Here is an 18,229-nt window from a genome sequence, read left to right on the forward strand (position 1 = left end):
TATTAGTCTTTTCCCGTCAGCAAATTACCGAAAGAGGTACCCCACCCGCTTACATCGTCGCTCATAATAATCTGTATTGCGAGGCCCACACCTAATCCAATCGCAATTACTACTACCGCAGGCGCACTCACGGTCGCACCAATCGCTACTCCACTTGCAAAAACTAAAGCATTCGTGGGCTGGCTATAGGCAGTTTTCTCTAAAAAATCCCTACCACTAGTGGCGCTGTTTATATCCATAACCAATTGTGGACCGAACGCGAGAATCGGACCGGCGGCTTTCCCGACAAGCATCTTCCCAACCCCCCGCTGACCATACAAGTCGCCGTCGACATGCGCAGTCGATTTTAACGTTTTAGCTGCATTGTATGCTGGGATATGAACCGTATTGCCTACGACCTTACCGCCCACTCGATAGATACTGGCTTTGGCCGTTGCTGGTATTTCAAAGTATAAGTTACCGCCTACGCGAATGAGCTTGATCCTGCCACGAAAAGCCCGATGAGCAGAGACACTTCCTGGTTTTCCACGGGAGGCCGCCCATTTTTTAAGCTGCGTCTTTGTCGACTTACTAAGATCGAGTAGGTTTTCAACCTTGGTTGCTTTCGAACCTGCATGGAGAATACCGCCCACACTCGCGAGCGTGCCTGGCAGGTTAGCCGTAGAAAATAGCAAAGTGCCCACGACCGGAATTTTTTCCGCCTTCTCCTTAAGCTCCAAAAACTGTTTTGCTGCTACGTTAGGGGCTTTTTTTAGCTTACCAAACAAGAAAATCAGCGTCGTGTAGTAGTCTTCGGTTTCTTCAGGAGAGAGCTCAGCTTCTGGAGAGCTAAGCTCGTTGATGAGAAATTCCGCAGCACTTAGATCGTCAGTGGCATAAGTGCCTGCGATGTCCAAGGATGAGGGGAAAGCCCTAGCGGCAACAACACTTGGCCATGGCAATGACCCTTCGCCCAATAATCCTTGCTGGGAACCTGTTCCCATGGGATCTGCAGCTGTACATGGATAGAGTCCATCTCTCACAACCAACCTCCCTTTATACGCTGGCTAGATGCCAATTGACGCGCAGCGGCAACACGCCGATATCCAAAGTCACGAAAGCATCGAGAAACCAGTATGCCTTCACGACTGGGCAGAAACGCAGATTGGAGCTGCCTAGAACTCACGCCGAGCAATACTATGTTCCGGCGCGGCGTCAATCCTGCGTTTTGCGACCCGACGACACCGTCAAAAACCCTGAAATTTCGTAGGACAAAACTGCAGTACTCGCCTTTGCCTTAGGCCAGGCCCAGATTCAATCGGGATTGCTGCACCCATCACCAACCCGATCAGACACGCATAAAGCGTGAAAGTGCCATCAGTGTTTCCAAAAAGAGAAGCTGTTCACTGTTTCTTAGACGTTACACCATCGGCTGCACTGAGAAAACACTACTGAGCTTGCGGGTCAAGTCTGAAAGAACCCAAACGCGACCAACCCAAGGCCCAAGGACCATCTGCTTTTGCAGAATCGTCAACCTGTTAAGTACATAGCCCTTCTTACTAACCGAGCGGTTATGGGACCGCAGAAGCGCTCCCGCCTGAGGCACAGGGTCCGCGTGGACTGGATACCCGCGGAGTATCTTGATTAGCAGCAGCGTTCGGGGTCATGACGACAGCTTTGCATCTCCTTTCCGCAAGGCTAAAGGCCTCTCAACCGGGCCCCAACTACGCAGTTTTAATTCACAAAAACCAGTCCCCTCACCCCTGTGGATAACTCACTCCACCGTCACCGACTTCGCCAAATTCCGCGGCTGGTCAACATCCGTCCCTTTCAACACAGCCACGTAATACGAAAGCAACTGCAGCGGGATGGTGTACAGAATCGGTGCAAGAGCATCGATGATGTGTGGCATGGCGATGACGTGGGTGCCTTCGCCGTTCTTCATGCCGGCCTGCTCATCGGCGAACACGATCAACTCGCCGCCGCGTGCGCGCACTTCCTGCAGGTTGGATTTGAGTTTCTCCAGCAGTTCGTTGTTCGGGGCGACGGTGACAACTGGCATGTCGGCGTCGACCAGCGCCAGCGGGCCGTGCTTGAGTTCTCCGGCCGGGTAGGCTTCGGCGTGGATGTAGGAAATCTCTTTGAGCTTGAGCGCGCCTTCCATTGCCACCGGGAACTGTGCGCCGCGCCCGAGGAACAGGGTGTGGTGCTTCTCGGCGAACAGTTCGGCGACTTTCTCGACCGTGCCGTCCATTGCCAGCGCTTCGCCGAGGCGGGTTGGCAGGCGACGCAGTTCTTCGACCAGTTGCGCTTCGACGCCCTGCTCAAGCGAACCCTTGACCTGCCCCAGCGATAGGGTCAGCAGCAACAAGGCAACCAGTTGTGTGGTGAAGGCTTTGGTCGATGCCACGCCGATTTCCGGACCGGCCTGGGTCAGCAGGGTCAGGTCGGACTCGCGCACCAGTGAGCTGATGCCCACGTTACAGATCGCCAGGCTGGCCAGAAAGCCCAGTTCCTTGGCGTTGCGCAGCGCTGCCAGGGTGTCGGCGGTTTCACCGGACTGCGAGATCGAGACGAACAGGGTGTCCGGCTGAACCACCACCTTGCGATAGCGGAACTCGCTGGCCACTTCGACCTGGCAAGGGATGCCGGCCAGGCCTTCAAGCCAGTAACGCGCGACCATGCCGGCGTGGTAGCTGGTGCCACAGGCGACGATCTGAACGTTGCGTACTTTGGCGAACAGCTCGGCAGCCTGTGGACCGAATGCGTGGACCAGCACTTGCTGCTGACCCAGACGACCTTCGAGGGTGCGCTGTACAACCTTGGGCTGCTCGTGAATTTCCTTGAGCATGAAGTGGCGGTACTCGCCCTTGTCGGCGGCTTCAGCGCCTTCGTGGTATTGCACCACTTCGCGCTCGACCGACACCCCGTCGACGTTCCAGATCTGCACGCTGTCGCGACGGATCTCGGCGATATCGCCTTCTTCCAGGTACATGAAACGGTCGGTGACCTGACGCAGTGCCAATTGGTCGGAGGCCAGGAAGTTTTCACCCAGGCCCATGCCGACAACCAGCGGGCTGCCGCTGCGGGCGGCCAGCAGGCGGTCCGGCTGCGCGGCATTGATGACCGCAAGACCATAGGCGCCGTGAAGTTCTTTCACCGCAGCCTTCAGGGCAACCGCCAGATCGGCGGTGTCCTTGAGCTTGTGGTGCAGCAGGTGGACGATAACTTCAGTGTCGGTATCGGATGCGAATACGTAACCCAGGCCTTTCAGCTGTTCACGCAGCGCTTCGTGATTCTCGATGATGCCGTTGTGGACGACTGCCAGCGTGTTGGCCGAGAAATGCGGGTGGGCGTTACGCTCACACGGGGCACCGTGGGTCGCCCAACGCGTGTGGGCAATACCCAGACGGCCGATCAGCGGCTCGCCGGCAAGTGCCTGTTCCAGTTCACTGACCTTGCCGGAGCGACGACGGCGCTCAAGGGTGCCTTCGTTACTGAAGACTGCTACGCCCGCGCTGTCATAACCGCGGTATTCAAGGCGCTTGAGGCCTTCGAGCAAAATGGCCGTGATATTACGTTCAGCAACGGCGCCGACGATTCCACACATGGTTATCTCCTAGCTGACAGCAGCACAAATCAGATTGATGCCGCGGGCCTGTATCTGATCGCGTGCCTCACTGGACAGGCGATCATCAGTAATAAGGGTGTGGATACTGCTCCAGGGCAGTTCCAGATTGGGGATCTTGCGACCGACCTTGTCGGCTTCGACCATGACCACCACTTCCCGGGCGACTTCCGCCATGACCCGGCTCAAGCCCAGCAGCTCGTTGAAAGTGGTGGTGCCACGCACCAGATCGATGCCGTCGGCACCGATGAACAACTGATCAAAATCGTAGGAGCGCAGTACCTGCTCCGCGACCTGCCCCTGAAAGGACTCCGAGTGCGGGTCCCACGTTCCGCCCGTCATCAACAGGACCGGTTCGTGTTCCAGCTCGGTCAGGGCGCGCGCAACATGCAGGGAATTGGTCATGACCACCAGGCCGGGTTGCTGGCCCAGCTCAGGGATCAATGCAGCCGTGGTGCTGCCGCTGTCGACGATGATTCTGGCGTGCTCGCGAATTCTCGAGACCGCAGCGCGAGCGATGGCCTGTTTGTAACGGGAAACCGGCTGACTACCGTCGTTTATAAGCTCGTGAGGAAGCGGCACTGCGCCCCCGTAACGACGCAACAGCAGACCATTGGTTTCAAGGGCAGCCAGGTCCTTTCGAATCGTAACTTCTGAAGTTTCAAAGCGTCTGGCCAGATCGTCCACACTAACTTCACCTTGCTCGTTGAGCAGGGCGAGAATGTTATGGCGGCGTTGTGGTGTATTGCGCTTCGACATGACTGCCTTAAGTTTCGTTTCGAAAGATAACGAAGGCAATCAAAACCTATTTTGAGTTTTTGGTCAAGGGTTGGGACGGCGCGTTCTCTTGGATACTCGCTACACCGACTTTTGAACATGGGGTGGTGCACAGCTGTGTGACGCGGAGCGTCACGAACGGCATTCCCACGCTGGAGCGTGAGGAACGAGAGTGTCTGAACGACTGCTGATCGTACCCATGCTCCGCGTGCGGATGCAGTTCTGGGCGCTCTGCGTCCTGTCTCGCTGGAGCGTTACGGACGCATACCAATGCTGAGCATTGGCACGCGACTCATCATGAGCTGTGGATAACTCAGTCTTTCCTGTTTTTCACCGGACGCTTCCAGCCTTCGATGTTGCGTTGGCGGGCGCGGGCCACACCGAGTTGTTCAGCAGGCACGTTCTGCGTGATGGTCGAACCGGCTGCAGTCGTCGCACCGTCCAGGATATCCACAGGCGCGACCAGAGAGTTGTTGGAGCCAATGAAGACGTCTGCACCCAGCGTGGTCTTGTGCTTGTTGGCACCATCGTAGTTACAGGTGATGGTACCGGCGCCGATATTGGTGCGTGCGCCGACCTCGGCGTCGCCCAGATAAGTCAGGTGGCCGACCTTGGCGCCCTCGCCCAGGTTCGCATTCTTCAGCTCGACAAAGTTACCCACATGCGCCTTGGCACCCAGCACGCTGCCTGGTCGCAAACGTGCAAACGGGCCGGCATCGCTGCCCTCGCCCAGAATCGCGCCTTCGATATGGCTGTTGGCTTTGACGACGACGCCCTTGCGCAGGGTGCTGTCCTTGATGACGCAGTTCGGACCGATGACCACGTCATCCTCGATCACGACCTTGCCTTCAAGAATCACATTGATATCGATCAGCACGTCGCGCCCAACGCTCACTTCACCACGCACATCGAATCGCGCAGGGTCGCGCAGGGTCACACCAGCCGCCATCAGACGACGGGCTTCGCGCATCTGGTAGTGACGCTCCAGCTCGGAAAGCTGCTTGCGATCATTGGCGCCCTGCACTTCCATCGCGTCGTGGGGCTGCTCTGTGGCAACCACCAGGCCGTCATTGGCCGCCATGGCGATCACGTCGGTGAGGTAATACTCGCCCTGGGCATTGTTGTTGGACAGCCGCCCCAGCCAGTCAGCGAGATGAGCAGCAGGCACCGCGAGAATTCCGGTATTGCCTTCGGTGATAGCCTTCTGCGCGTCACTCGCGTCCTTATGCTCGACGATGGCACAGACACGATTCTGATCATCACGAACGATACGGCCGTAACCGGTTGGGTCATCCAGCGTAACGGTCAGCAGGCCCAGTTGCTGCGGGTTGACCAGCTTGAGCAGGCGCGAGAGCGTTTCCACTTCGATCAACGGTACATCGCCGTAAAGAATCAACACGGTGTCAGCCGTCAGCGCGGGCAGCGCCTGAGCAACCGCATGACCGGTACCGAGTTGCTTGTCCTGCATCACGAAATTCAAGTCATCGGCTGCCAGCTGTTCACGCACGGCATCAGCGCCGTGCCCGATCACGACATGTATTCCACTTGGGGATAACTGACGTGCGCTGTGGATAACATGACCCAGCATGGAGTTGCCGGCCACGGGGTGCAAAACCTTCGGCAGCGCGGAACGCATCCGGGTACCTTGGCCAGCAGCGAGAATTACGATATCGAGAGACATGATAGGACTACCAACTGAGCGGCAACCGGACCGAAGGCGGGCTGACTTGAAAGAGGAAATCTGAAAAAAGAAAAAGGGTAGCCGAGGCTACCCTTTTTCTCAATCGCGCATCGAGTGCAGCAGGGTTAGCCGCCGAACTTCTTGCGAATTTGCTGAACGGTGCGCAGCTGAGCTGCAGCCTCGGCCAGACGAGCAGTTGCAGATCCATAATCGAAATCTGCGCCCTTCTCGTTCAGGGCCTTCTCTGCAGCCAGTACGGCCGCCTGAGCAGAAGCTTCATCCAGGTCGGCAGCACGTTGCACAGTATCGGCAAGCACCTTGACCATGTTCGGCTGAACTTCAAGGAAACCACCGGAGATGTAGAACACCTCGGCTTCCCCACCCTGCTTGATCAAGCGGATCGGGCCCGGCTTCAGATCAGTGATCAGCGGCGCGTGGCCTGGAGCGATACCGATATCACCCAGGTTGCCGTGCGCAATCACCATCTCGACCAGACCGGAGAAGATTTCCCCTTCCGCGCTGACGATGTCGCAATGGACTGTCATAGCCATTTGCTTGCCTCAACCTAATAGCGCCCGTTGCCGGGCGCCGGGATTACAGTTTCTTGGCTTTCTCGATCGCTTCTTCGATGCCGCCGACCATGTAGAACGCTTGTTCTGGCAGGTGGTCGTAGTCACCGTTGAGGATGCCTTTGAAGCCAGCAATGGTGTCTTTCAGGGAAACGTATTTACCCGAAGCACCGGTGAAGACTTCTGCCACGAAGAAAGGCTGGGACAGGAAGCGCTGGATCTTACGAGCACGGTTAACCAACTGCTTGTCGGTCTCCGACAGCTCGTCCATACCCAGGATCGCGATGATGTCTTTCAGCTCTTTGTAGCGCTGCAACACGTACTGAACGCCGCGAGCGGTGTCGTAGTGTTCCTGGCCAATGACGTTCGGGTCCAGCTGGCGCGAAGTCGAGTCCAGTGGATCTACCGCCGGGTAGATACCCAGGGAGGCGATGTCACGGGACAGTACGACGGTGGCGTCCAAGTGGGCAAACGTGGTCGCTGGCGACGGGTCAGTCAAGTCGTCCGCTGGTACGTATACGGCCTGGATCGAGGTGATCGAACCATTCTTGGTGGAAGTGATGCGCTCTTGCAGCGTGCCCATCTCTTCAGCCAGGGTCGGCTGGTAACCTACTGCGGAAGGCATACGGCCCAGCAGTGCGGATACTTCGGTACCGGCCAGGGTGTAACGATAGATGTTGTCGACGAACAGCAGAACGTCGTTACCTTCGTCACGGAACTTCTCGGCCATGGTCAGGCCGGTCAGTGCTACGCGCAGACGGTTACCCGGCGGCTCGTTCATCTGACCGTAGACCAGTGCCACTTTGTCCAGAACGTTGGAGTCCTTCATCTCGTGGTAGAAGTCGTTACCCTCACGAGTACGCTCACCCACACCGGCGAACACGGAATAACCGCTGTGCTCGATGGCGATGTTACGGATCAGTTCCATCATGTTTACGGTCTTGCCGACACCGGCACCACCGAACAGACCGACTTTACCGCCCTTGGCGAACGGGCAGACCAGGTCGATAACCTTGATGCCGGTTTCCAGAAGGTCGTTGCCGCCTGCCTGCTCAGCGAAGGACGGTGCAGGACGGTGAATGCCCCAGCGCTCTTCGGTGGCGATCGGGCCAGCTTCGTCGATCGGGTTGCCCAGCACGTCCATGATCCGGCCCAGAGTCGCTTTACCGACCGGTACGGAGATAGCTGCGCCAGAGTCTGTTACTTCCAGACCACGCTTCAAGCCCTCGGTGGAGCCCATCGCAATGGTACGAACCACGCCGTCGCCCAGCTGCTGCTGAACTTCCAGGGTGGTTCCTGCCGCGCTTTGAACTTCCAGCGCGTTGTAGATACTCGGTACGCTATCGCGTGGGAATTCCACGTCGATCACGGCGCCGATGATTTGAACGATACGTCCGCTACTCATTAGCTGGTTCCTCTAATATTTGAACCGTTAAACCGCGGCAGCGCCGCCGACGATTTCCGAGATCTCTTGGGTGATCGCTGCCTGACGCGCCTTGTTGTAGATCAGCTGCAAATCGCTGATCAAATCACCGGCGTTGTCTGTGGCGTTCTTCATCGCGATCATCCGCGCTGCTTGTTCAGCTGCGTTGTTCTCGACCACCGCCTGGTACACCTGCGATTCCACGTAGCGAACCATAAGGCCGTCTAGCAGCTCTTTGGCATCGGGTTCGTAGAGATAGTCCCAGTGGTGCTTGAGCCCTTGATCCGGGGTTGCCACCAGTGGAATCAATTGCTCCACTGTTGGTTGCTGGGTCATGGTGTTGATGAACTTGTTGGATACCACGGACAGGCGATCAATACGGCCATCCAGGTAGGCATCCAGCATCACCTTGACGCTGCCGATCAAGTCGTTGATCGACGGCTCTTCGCCCAGGTGGCTGATCGCAGCGACGACGTTACCGCCGAAGTTGCGGAAAAATGCCGCACCTTTGCTGCCGACCACGCACAGATCGATCTCTACACCGTTTTCACGGTTCACCGCCATGTCCTTGACCAGAGTCTTGAACAGGTTGGTATTCAAGCCACCACACAGACCACGGTCACTGCTCACTACGACATAACCGACGCGCTTAACAGGGCGCTCGATCATGAACGGGTGGCGGTACTCCGGGTTGGCGTTTGCCAGGTGACCAATCACCTGACGAATGCGCTCCGCGTAAGGACGGCTAGCAGCCATGCGCATTTGAGCCTTGCGCATTTTGCTGACCGCCACTTTTTCCATGGCGCTGGTGATCTTTTGCGTGCTTTTGATGCTCGCAATCTTGCTGCGAATCTCTTTTGCGCCTGCCATGTAACACCTATCAGGTTAGCAAGCGAGAGCCTTGCGGCCCCCGCTGCGGCTTACCAGGTTTGGGTGGCCTTGAACTTCTCGATGCCAGCTTTCATGCCAGAATCGATTTCGTCATTGAAGTCACCCTTCACGTTGATCTTCGCCATCAAATCGGCGTGATCGCGGTTGAAGTAAGCAATCAGCGCTTGTTCAAAGCTGCCGATCTTGGCGATTTCGACGTCAGTCAGGAACCCACGCTCAGCGGCATACAGCGACAGCGCCATGTCAGCGATCGACATTGGTGCGTATTGCTTCTGCTTCATCAGCTCGGTAACGCGCTGACCATGCTCAAGTTGCTTGCGGGTCGCCTCGTCCAGGTCAGATGCGAACTGGGCGAATGCCGCCAGTTCACGGTACTGAGCCAGAGCGGTACGGATACCACCGGAAAGCTTCTTGATGATCTTGGTCTGAGCGGCACCACCCACACGGGATACCGAAACACCGGCGTTCACAGCCGGACGGATGCCGGAGTTGAACATGGCCGATTCCAGGAAGATCTGACCGTCGGTGATGGAAATCACGTTGGTCGGAACGAACGCGGAAACGTCGCCAGCCTGGGTTTCGATGATCGGCAGTGCGGTCAGGGAACCGGTTTTGCCGGTCACTGCGCCGTTGGTGAACTTCTCTACGTACTCTTCGGAAACACGCGATGCGCGCTCCAGCAGACGGGAGTGGAGATAGAACACGTCGCCTGGGTAAGCCTCACGGCCTGGTGGACGGCGCAGCAGCAGGGAAATCTGGCGGTAAGCCACTGCTTGCTTGGACAGATCGTCATAAACGATCAGCGCGTCTTCACCGCGGTCGCGGAAGAACTCGCCCATGGTGCAACCCGAGTACGGTGCAAGGAACTGCAGCGCTGCGGATTCGGAAGCACTTGCAGCCACGACGATGGTGTTAGCCAGTGCGCCGTTTTCTTCGAGCTTGCGAACAACGTTGGCGATGGTCGATTGCTTCTGACCGATCGCTACGTAGACGCAGAAGATGCCGCTGTTCTTCTGGTTGATGATTGCGTCGATGGCCAGAGCGGTTTTACCGATCTGACGGTCACCGATGATCAGCTCACGCTGGCCACGGCCGACAGGAATCATGGCATCGACAGCCTTGTAGCCAGTCTGTACAGGCTGGTCTACCGACTTACGCCAGATCACGCCTGGAGCAACTTTCTCGACCGCATCGGTCTCGGTGTTGTTCAGCGGACCTTTGCCGTCAACTGGGTTACCCAGTGCATCGACAACGCGACCCAGCAGTTCCTTACCAACCGGAACCTCGAGGATGCGGCCAGTGCACTTGGCGCTCATGCCTTCAGCCAGAGTCGTGTAGGCGCCCAGTACAACGGCACCCACAGAGTCTTGCTCAAGGTTCAGCGCCATACCGTAGACGCCGCCCGGAAACTCGATCATTTCGCCGTACATTACGTCGGCAAGACCATGAATCCGCACGATACCGTCAGACACGCTGACGACTGTGCCTTCGTTACGGGCTTGGGAGGTTACATCGAGCTTGTCGATGCGACCCTTGATGATTTCACTTATTTCGGAAGGATTGAGTTGCTGCATTGCTCTGCTGCCCCTTCAAACTCAAGATTTCAATGCTTCGGCTAGTTTCGCGATCTTGCCACGAACTGAGCCATCGATAACCAGGTCGCCGGCGCGGATGACGACACCCCCTATAAGAGAGGCATCCTCCGCAGCATGCAGGCGCACTTCCCGGCCGAGCCGTGCACTGAGAACCTTGGCGAGTTTGTCTTGCTGTTCTTGGTTCAATGCAAAAGCACTGGTGACATCCACATCGACCGATTTTTCCTGCTCGGCCTTGTACAGGTCGAACAGTTCGGCGATCTCCGGCAAAAGCGGGAGGCGGTCGTTTTCAGCAACGACATGAATGAAATTCTGTGCCTTGGCATCGAACTTTTCGCCACACACTTCAATAAAAGTGGTGGCCTTTTGTGCGCTCGTCAGTCGCGGGGCCTTGAGCATGCGCTGCATGGTGTCGTCTTGCGACACCGCAGCAGCCAGGCCGAGCATGGCTGACCAATTGGCCAGCTGCTGGTGGGCCTGCGCGTGCTCGAAGGCCGCCTTCGCGTAAGGTCGGGCCAACGTGGTCAGTTCTGCCATGATCGCCCTCGCTTAAATTTCAGCAGCCAGTTTGTTAACCAGCTCCGCGTGCGCGTTTTGATCGATTGTGGCACCCAGGATCTTCTCTGCGCCATTGACTGCCAGGCTACCCAACTGGGCGCGCAAGGCGTCTTTGACACCGTTCAGTTCCTGCTCGATCTCGGCCTGAGCCTGAGCCTTCACACGGTCAGCTTCAACGCGTGCCGTTTCACGGGCTTCGTCGACAATCTGAGTACCGCGTTTCTTGGCTTGCTCAATGATCTCGGCTGCTTGAGCTTTAGCTTCGCGCAGTTGTTGACCCGCTTTTTCTTGGGCCAGCTCCAGGTCGCGAGCTGCTCGGGAAGCAGCGTCCAGTCCATCCGCGATCTTCTTCTGACGTTCGTGCAAAGCCGCGATGACCGGAGGCCACACGAACTTCATGCAGAACAGCACAAAAATGAAGAACGCAACGGACTGGCCAATCAGGGTTGCATTAATGTTCACGCCAACACCTCGCTCGTTCGTTGTCCATCACACCAATCAACTCGAAAATTCGAGTGATCAGCCAGCGAGTTGACCAACGAAGGGGTTCGCAAAGGTGAAGAACAGAGCGATACCAACACCGATCATGGTCACGGCGTCGAGCAGGCCCGCAACGATGAACATTTTAACTTGCAGCATTGGAACCATTTCCGGCTGACGCGCTGCGCCTTCCAGGAACTTGCCGCCCAACAGGCCGAAACCGATTGCAGTACCCAGTGCGCCCAGGCCGATCAACAGTGCAACAGCGATAGCGGTTAGACCAACTACAGTTTCCATCTTTCCTCCCGACTTTTACGTCGTATTGGTTAGGTTTTTTTAATTGAAGCGGTAAAACAAAATCGTTTCTACATCAGCCCTTGCGGGCACCGCCTCGCCCAGTGGCGAGACGGTCATCAGACGCGTCCTGAGACGAATCTCAATGGTTATCTTCGTGAGCCATCGACAGGTAGACAATGGTCAGCATCATGAAGATGAACGCTTGCAGGGTGATGATCAGGATGTGGAACACAGCCCACGCCCACTGCAGCACTACACCCAGACCGCTGAGCCACAACAGACCGCTGCCGAACATCACGGCGATCAGGATGAAGACCAGCTCGCCAGCATACATGTTGCCGAACAGACGCAGAGCCAGGGAAATCGGCTTGGCGATCAGCGTTACGAATTCCAGCAGGAAGTTGACCGGGATCAACAGCGCCTGAACGAACAGGTTCTTGCTGCCGAACGGGTGAAGGGTCAGCTCGCCGATGAAACCGCCGATGCCCTTGACCTTGATGCTGTAGAAAATGATCAGCGCGAACACCGACAGGGCCATGCCCAGCGTGGCGTTCGGGTCGGTGGTCGGAACGGCACGGAATGGAATGTGCTCGTCGCCCGAGATCAGCATCGCCAGCTGTGGAATCCAGTCCACCGGTACCAGGTCGACCGCGTTCATCAGGAAGACCCAGACGAAAATGGTCAGCGCCAGTGGCGCGATAACCGCGCTACGGCCGTGGAAGCTGTCTTTCACGCTGCCGTCGACGAACTCGACCAGAACTTCGACGAAGTTCTGCAGTGCGCCAGGCTGACCGGAAGTTGCCTTTTTGGCCGCCATGCGGAAGATCAGAACGAAAATCAGACCCAACGCAACCGACCAGCCGAGCGTATCGACGTGGAAGGCCCAGAAACCCATTTCCTTGGCTTCCGCTGCGGTGTGGGCAAAGCCCCATTCGCCATTGGGCAGGTGCCCGAATGTAAGGTTCTGCAAGTGGTGCTGGATATAGCCCGAAGCTGTTTGCTCTGCCATGGTTGCCTCAAACGCCCTAAGGTCTCGAAAGTCTTGTTCTCGTAAGCAGGGGAGCGAACCAGTTGACCACCTGGATCAACATGAACACGCCGAATACAGCCAGCGGCGCCAAAGGCTTCACACCTGCGAACGTCAATGCAAAAAGCACTGCCGTGAAAATCAGTTTGCCTGCCTCGCCGGCGTAGAACGACCGCACGATGGCTTGCGCTGCTCTGGCCCCGGAAAACCGGAATGCCTTGTGAGCAAAGTATAAATTGGGTAGCCAGGCTATCAGACCTCCGCAGAGTCCCGAATATCCTGCAACGACTCCTTGCCACTGCCACAGCACCAATGCGGCCATGAGCAGCACGATCAATTGAGCCAGCAAAAGCGGGAAAACCGCCAGGCGATAGAACGGCAAGCGGTCTGGCATGCGGGATTCCATCGCAACTGCTCCTTTGATGTCGGTCGCCATAATCAATAACTTGGCATAATTTGTGCCGACAAAATGCGCGCAGAGTATAGGGGCGGTTAAGCCCCTATTCAACAGTCGGGTAGTGATTTCCGACTATACGCTACAGAGCAATTGTTTCAGCGGATGTGAGCGAGCACTCCCTGAAGCTCGTCCAGCGAGTTGTAACGGATCACCAATTGCCCTTTGCCCTTCTGACCGTGACGAATCTGCACCGCAGAGCCCAAACGCTCGGCCAGGCGCTGTTCCAGGCGGCTGATGTCCGGGTCGGTCTTGACCGGCTCGGCAGCCTCTGCCTTGCCGCTCAACCACTGCCTGACCAGTGCTTCGGTCTGGCGCACGGTAAGCCCGCGTGCGACAACATGTCGCGCACCTTCGACCTGCCGATCTTCGCCCAGCCCGAGCAAGGCACGCGCATGGCCCATTTCCAGGTCGCCATGAGACAGCATCGTCTTGATGGCCTCCGGCAAGGCGATCAGCCGTAACAGGTTGGCCACACTGACTCGCGACTTGCCGACGGCATCAGCCACCTGCTGCTGGGTCAGTTGAAACTCCTGCTGCAAACGCTGCAGCGCCATGGCTTCTTCGATCGGGTTGAGGTCTTCACGCTGGATATTCTCGATCAGCGCCATAGCAATCGCAGTTTCGTCCGGTACATCGCGGACCATCGCCGGGATCGTCTCGACACCTGCCTGCTGGCTGGCACGCCAGCGACGCTCGCCGGCAATGATCTCGAAGCGGTTGTCACCGATAGGGCGCACCACGATCGGCTGCATCACGCCCTGAGACTTGATCGACTGCGCAAGCTCTTCGAGCGCCTGCGGGTCCATGTCACGGCGCGGCTGGTATTTGCCGCGCTGGATCAGGTCCAGCGGCACATGCTGCAACTCGCTCGGCGGAGCCTTGACGGCCTGTTCTTCCAGCGAACTGACGGTTGGACTGCTCAGAAGTGCGTCCAACCCACGTCCGAGACCTCGTTTCTTGACGGCCATGGGAATTCCTTAGGTTGGCTGAGCGGTTTTTGCGCCGCGACGTTGACGACGAACCAGTTCACTTGCCAGGGCCAGATAAGCCAGCGCACCGCGAGACGACTTGTCATACGCCAGCACGGGCATGCCGAAACTCGGCGCCTCGGCCAGACGGATGTTTCTCGGGATCACGGTGTCGTACAGCTGCTCACCAAAGTGTTCCTTGAGCTGCGCGGAAACGTCGTTGATCAGGCTCAGCCGTGGATCATACATGGTGCGCAGCAGACCTTCGATTTTCAGCTGCGGGTTGAGCAGTTCACCGATACGCTTGATGTTATCCACAAGGTCACTGAGACCTTCGAGTGCAAAGTACTCGCACTGCATGGGGATAATTACGCCGTCTGATGCGACCAGTGCGTTCAGGGTCAACATCGACAGCGAAGGTGGGCAGTCGATGAGAATGTAATCGTAATTCTCGCGGATAGGCGCCAGCGCATTGCGCAGACGACTCTCTTTCATCTGCATTTCCAGCAGAACCACTTCGCCCGCCGTCAGATCACGGTTGGCCGGAAGCAGTTGATAACCACCGTGCTCGGAAAACTGCATGGCCTCGCCCAGATCGCATTCGCCGATCAACAGGTCGTAGACGGAGTTTTCCAGGTTGTGTTTATCCACACCGCTGCCCATGGTCGCATTGCCTTGGGGATCGAGATCGATCAACAGCACACGGCGCTTGGTCGCGACCAATGATGCGGCGAGGTTGATGCATGTGGTGGTCTTGCCGACCCCACCTTTCTGGTTCGCTATCGCGAATACCTTAGCCATTCTTGCTTGTGTTCCCAGTCATGCCGTGCGGCGCAGTATCAGCAGATGGCGTTGGCCTTGGCAACCCGGAACGGTCAAGGCGTGTGCGCTATCGAGGTGAAAATCCGAGGGCAATGCTACCAGCTCATCGTCAGGATGCAGCCCTTTCATTGCCAGCCAGCGTGTATTGACGTCGCCCATGTGACGAGTCCAGCCGGTGAAGTCTTCCAGACTGCTGAATGCACGGGAGATGATCCCGTCGAAAGGCACTTCGGGCTGATAACTTTCTGCACGGCTGTGGATAACTTCAAGATTATCCAGTTTCAGCTCCAGTTTGACCTGGGTCTGAAACCGGGTCTTCTTGCCATTGCTGTCCAGCAGCGCGACTTGGCACTGCGGAAACAGGATGGCCATGGGAATGCCGGGCATCCCACCGCCGCTGCCGACGTCGATCCAGCGCGTACCTTCGATGAAGGGCACCACACTGAGGCTGTCGAGCAGATGCCTCGATACCATTTCGTCCGGGTTGCGTACTGCAGTCAGGTTGTAGGCCTTGTTCCACTTGATCAACAACGCCAGGTACGCCAGCAATTGCTCGTGCTGGGCCGGACTGAGGTCAATTCCCAATTCGCGGGCACCGGTGGATAACTCTTCGGCGTGTTGCGGGGTGACCATAGAACTCAAGCGCTTTGCTCCAACTGACGGCCCGCGCCGCGTTTTTTCAAATGAATCATCAACAGCGATATCGCCGCAGGCGTGACGCCGGGGACGCGCGATGCCTGTCCGAGTGTTTCCGGACGAGTTATCCCCAGCTTGCTCTGGATTTCTTTCGACAGGCCGGATATCGCGGCGTAATCGATGTCTTCCGGCAGGCGGGTGTCTTCACTGGCGCGCAGACGGGCAATTTCATCCTGCTGACGATCAATGTAACCGGCGTATTTTGTCTTGATCTCGACCTGTTCGGCTACCTGGGGATCGGTGCAGCCCTGCCCGGTGATTGAAATCAGGCTGGCGTAATCGATTTCCGGACGGGTCAGGAGGTTGAGCAAATTGTATTCGTGAGTCAGTGGCGTGCCGAAGTGTGCGGCAATCGCATCGCCCTGCTCGGTACCGGGACGCACCCAGGTACTTTTCAAACGCTGTTCTTCCAGCTCGATACTTTCACGCTTGGTGCAGAACGCAGCCCAGCGGGCGTCGTCGACCAGGCCCAGTTCGCGGCCTTTTTCGGTGAGTCGCAGGTCAGCGTTGTCTTCACGCAGGATCAAACGGTATTCGGCCCTGGAAGTGAACATCCGGTAAGGCTCTTGCGTACCGAGCGTGATCAGATCGTCGACCAGAACGCCGATGTACGCTTCATCGCGACGCGGGCACCAGCTGTCGCGACCCTGTGCGCGCAGCGCGGCATTGGTCCCGGCCAGCAAACCTTGGGCGCCGGCCTCTTCGTAACCGGTCGTGCCGTTGATCTGCCCGGCGAAAAACAGACCGCCGATGACCTTGGTTTCCAGGCTGTATTTCAGATCACGCGGGTCGAAGTAGTCGTACTCGATGGCGTAACCGGGACGAACGATGTGTGCGTTCTCCATGCCGCGAATCGAGCGGACGATCTGCAATTGCACGTCGAATGGCAACGACGTGGAAATACCGTTCGGGTACAGCTCGTGCGTGGTCAAGCCTTCCGGCTCGATGAAGACCTGATGGCTTTCCTTGTCGGCAAACCGGTGGATCTTGTCTTCGATCGACGGGCAGTAACGTGGACCAATACCTTCGATCACGCCCGAATACATCGGCGAGCGATCGAGGTTGGACGCAATGATTTCGTGGGTCCGCGCGTTGGTATGGGTGATCCAGCAACTGACCTGCGGCGGATGCTGTTCCTTGTTGCCCAGGAACGACATGACCGGGATCGGTGTGTCACCTGGTTGCTCGGTCATCACCGAGAAATCCACAGAGCGCCCGTCAATGCGTGGCGGGGTCCCGGTTTTCAGGCGGCCTACGCGCAGCGGCAGTTCACGCAGTCTTTGCGCCAGTGCGATCGAGGGAGGATCACCTGCCCGACCGCCCGAGTAATTTTGCATACCGATGTGGATAAGTCCGCCAAGGAACGTACCTGTGGTCAACACCACGGAATCGGCAAATATGCGCATACCCATCTGGGTCACGACGCCGCGCACTTGATCCTGTTCGACGATCAGGTCATCGCAGGCTTGCTGAAATATCCACAGGTTCGGCTGGTTTTCCAGGGTTTCGCGGATGGCTGCCTTGTACAGCACGCGATCCGCCTGCGCACGGGTGGCCCTTACTGCAGGCCCCTTGCGGCTGTTCAGTACGCGGAACTGGATACCGCCCTTGTCAGTAGCCATGGCCATGGCACCGCCCAAGGCGTCGATTTCTTTGACCAGATGGCTCTTACCGATACCACCGATGGCCGGGTTGCAACTCATCTGGCCGAGTGTTTCCACGTTGTGGGTCAGCAACAGGGTTTTGACACCCATACGTGCCGACGCCAGTGCGGCCTCGGTACCGGCATGACCGCCACCGATGACGATCACTTCAAAACGGGAAGGGAAATCCACCACGCACCTCGTGCCTGTTGTCGATGAGAAATTGGGATAGCTGACAAGTATAGGGACTTACCCCACCTGAATGAAACCCGTTGGACAAAATTTAACCAGCTGTGGAAAACTCGCGGATAAAGAAAATAAAAAGGAAAGAAAGTTTATAAAGCCTTGTTTTTATGTTTATTCTTACTGAGCCATCTTTCTGTTGATAGATCTCTACAGGCCTTTATTTTCAATGTGTACAGCGTTTCAAAAGTCTGTGTTCATGTGGGGATGAGGGGGTTGGATAACCGTCCTGAGCCTGTTGATAAGATAGCCACTTGTCCACAGGGGGATTTATCTTCAGGTTTGCACCCTGCTTACCCACCGAGCTGAAGGGCAGTTATTCACAGGGCTTAATCCACAAAAAAACGGTTATTCATCAAATATAAGGCACAGAAAATCCCTCCATCGGGCATGTCTGCTCGTCAGATTCAGGTGTCGAGGCGCGGTCTAAAGAGGAAATGGCGGAGTATGTGGACAACGCTGCCGCTGAAAACAGGCGTCTGGTGATGCGCGAAG

General features: G+C 57.1%; 17 protein-coding genes. All 17 read right to left on the reverse strand.

Annotated elements, in window-relative coordinates; genetic code table 11:
* Nucleotides 1-2: 2 nt before the first annotated feature.
* Nucleotides 3-983 carry a hypothetical protein gene (locus BLR20_RS23005; protein ID WP_054993383.1) on the reverse strand — a complete coding sequence of 327 codons (981 nt, stop codon included), beginning with the start codon at nt 981-983 and terminating at the stop codon, nt 3-5.
* Between the two features lie 770 nt (nt 984-1,753).
* The gene (gene glmS / locus BLR20_RS23010) at nt 1,754-3,589 is read right to left on the reverse strand and encodes a glutamine--fructose-6-phosphate transaminase (isomerizing) (protein ID WP_010428456.1); all 1,836 of its coding nucleotides are present in this window, start codon (nt 3,587-3,589) and stop codon (nt 1,754-1,756) included.
* A gap of 9 nt (nt 3,590-3,598) precedes the next feature.
* Nucleotides 3,599-4,366 (reverse strand): DeoR/GlpR family DNA-binding transcription regulator, encoded by a 768-nt coding sequence (locus tag BLR20_RS23015; protein WP_010428458.1) that lies wholly within the window; start codon nt 4,364-4,366, stop codon nt 3,599-3,601.
* A gap of 331 nt (nt 4,367-4,697) precedes the next feature.
* The gene (glmU, locus tag BLR20_RS23020; RefSeq protein WP_054993384.1) at nt 4,698-6,065 is read right to left on the reverse strand and encodes a bifunctional UDP-N-acetylglucosamine diphosphorylase/glucosamine-1-phosphate N-acetyltransferase GlmU; all 1,368 of its coding nucleotides are present in this window, start codon (nt 6,063-6,065) and stop codon (nt 4,698-4,700) included.
* A 125-nt stretch (nt 6,066-6,190) separates the two neighbouring features.
* Nucleotides 6,191-6,616, reverse strand: a complete 426-nt coding sequence (locus BLR20_RS23025) for a F0F1 ATP synthase subunit epsilon (protein WP_003413751.1) — start codon at nt 6,614-6,616, stop codon at nt 6,191-6,193.
* A 43-nt stretch (nt 6,617-6,659) separates the two neighbouring features.
* On the reverse strand, nt 6,660-8,039 hold the full coding sequence (atpD, locus tag BLR20_RS23030; RefSeq protein ID WP_002555982.1) for a F0F1 ATP synthase subunit beta: 1,380 nt from the start codon (nt 8,037-8,039) through the stop codon (nt 6,660-6,662).
* A gap of 27 nt (nt 8,040-8,066) precedes the next feature.
* Nucleotides 8,067-8,927: a F0F1 ATP synthase subunit gamma gene (gene atpG / locus BLR20_RS23035; RefSeq protein WP_003367855.1), complete on the reverse strand. Its 861-nt coding sequence runs from the start codon at nt 8,925-8,927 to the stop codon at nt 8,067-8,069.
* A 50-nt stretch (nt 8,928-8,977) separates the two neighbouring features.
* Nucleotides 8,978-10,522, reverse strand: a complete 1,545-nt coding sequence (atpA, locus tag BLR20_RS23040; RefSeq protein WP_002555984.1) for a F0F1 ATP synthase subunit alpha — start codon at nt 10,520-10,522, stop codon at nt 8,978-8,980.
* 21 nt (nt 10,523-10,543) lie between these two features.
* Nucleotides 10,544-11,080: a F0F1 ATP synthase subunit delta gene (locus BLR20_RS23045; RefSeq protein ID WP_003315956.1), complete on the reverse strand. Its 537-nt coding sequence runs from the start codon at nt 11,078-11,080 to the stop codon at nt 10,544-10,546.
* Nucleotides 11,081-11,092: 12 nt separating this feature from the next.
* Nucleotides 11,093-11,563 (reverse strand): F0F1 ATP synthase subunit B, encoded by a 471-nt coding sequence (locus tag BLR20_RS23050; RefSeq protein ID WP_003401414.1) that lies wholly within the window; start codon nt 11,561-11,563, stop codon nt 11,093-11,095.
* 57 nt (nt 11,564-11,620) lie between these two features.
* Nucleotides 11,621-11,878 (reverse strand): F0F1 ATP synthase subunit C, encoded by a 258-nt coding sequence (gene atpE / locus BLR20_RS23055; protein ID WP_002555987.1) that lies wholly within the window; start codon nt 11,876-11,878, stop codon nt 11,621-11,623.
* Between the two features lie 139 nt (nt 11,879-12,017).
* A complete protein-coding gene (atpB, locus tag BLR20_RS23060; RefSeq protein ID WP_010428465.1) occupies nt 12,018-12,887 on the reverse strand; it encodes a F0F1 ATP synthase subunit A in 870 nt (289 codons plus the stop codon).
* A gap of 16 nt (nt 12,888-12,903) precedes the next feature.
* Complete coding sequence (locus BLR20_RS23065; RefSeq protein ID WP_002555989.1) at nt 12,904-13,311, reverse strand: F0F1 ATP synthase subunit I; 408 nt, start codon at nt 13,309-13,311, stop codon at nt 12,904-12,906.
* A 146-nt stretch (nt 13,312-13,457) separates the two neighbouring features.
* The gene (locus tag BLR20_RS23070; protein ID WP_003315951.1) at nt 13,458-14,330 is read right to left on the reverse strand and encodes a ParB/RepB/Spo0J family partition protein; all 873 of its coding nucleotides are present in this window, start codon (nt 14,328-14,330) and stop codon (nt 13,458-13,460) included.
* A gap of 9 nt (nt 14,331-14,339) precedes the next feature.
* Entirely contained in the window at nt 14,340-15,131 is a 792-nt protein-coding gene (locus BLR20_RS23075) for a ParA family protein (protein WP_054993385.1), read from the reverse strand.
* Between the two features lie 18 nt (nt 15,132-15,149).
* Nucleotides 15,150-15,794, reverse strand: a complete 645-nt coding sequence (gene rsmG, locus BLR20_RS23080; protein ID WP_032611247.1) for a 16S rRNA (guanine(527)-N(7))-methyltransferase RsmG — start codon at nt 15,792-15,794, stop codon at nt 15,150-15,152.
* Nucleotides 15,791-17,683, reverse strand: a complete 1,893-nt coding sequence (gene mnmG, locus BLR20_RS23085; protein ID WP_054993407.1) for a tRNA uridine-5-carboxymethylaminomethyl(34) synthesis enzyme MnmG — start codon at nt 17,681-17,683, stop codon at nt 15,791-15,793. Before mnmG ends, rsmG begins: the two co-directional genes overlap by 4 nt.
* Nucleotides 17,684-18,229: the final 546 nt, after the last annotated feature.

It is taken from the genome of Pseudomonas congelans, assembly GCF_900103225.1.
Classification (GTDB): domain Bacteria; phylum Pseudomonadota; class Gammaproteobacteria; order Pseudomonadales; family Pseudomonadaceae; genus Aquipseudomonas; species Aquipseudomonas congelans.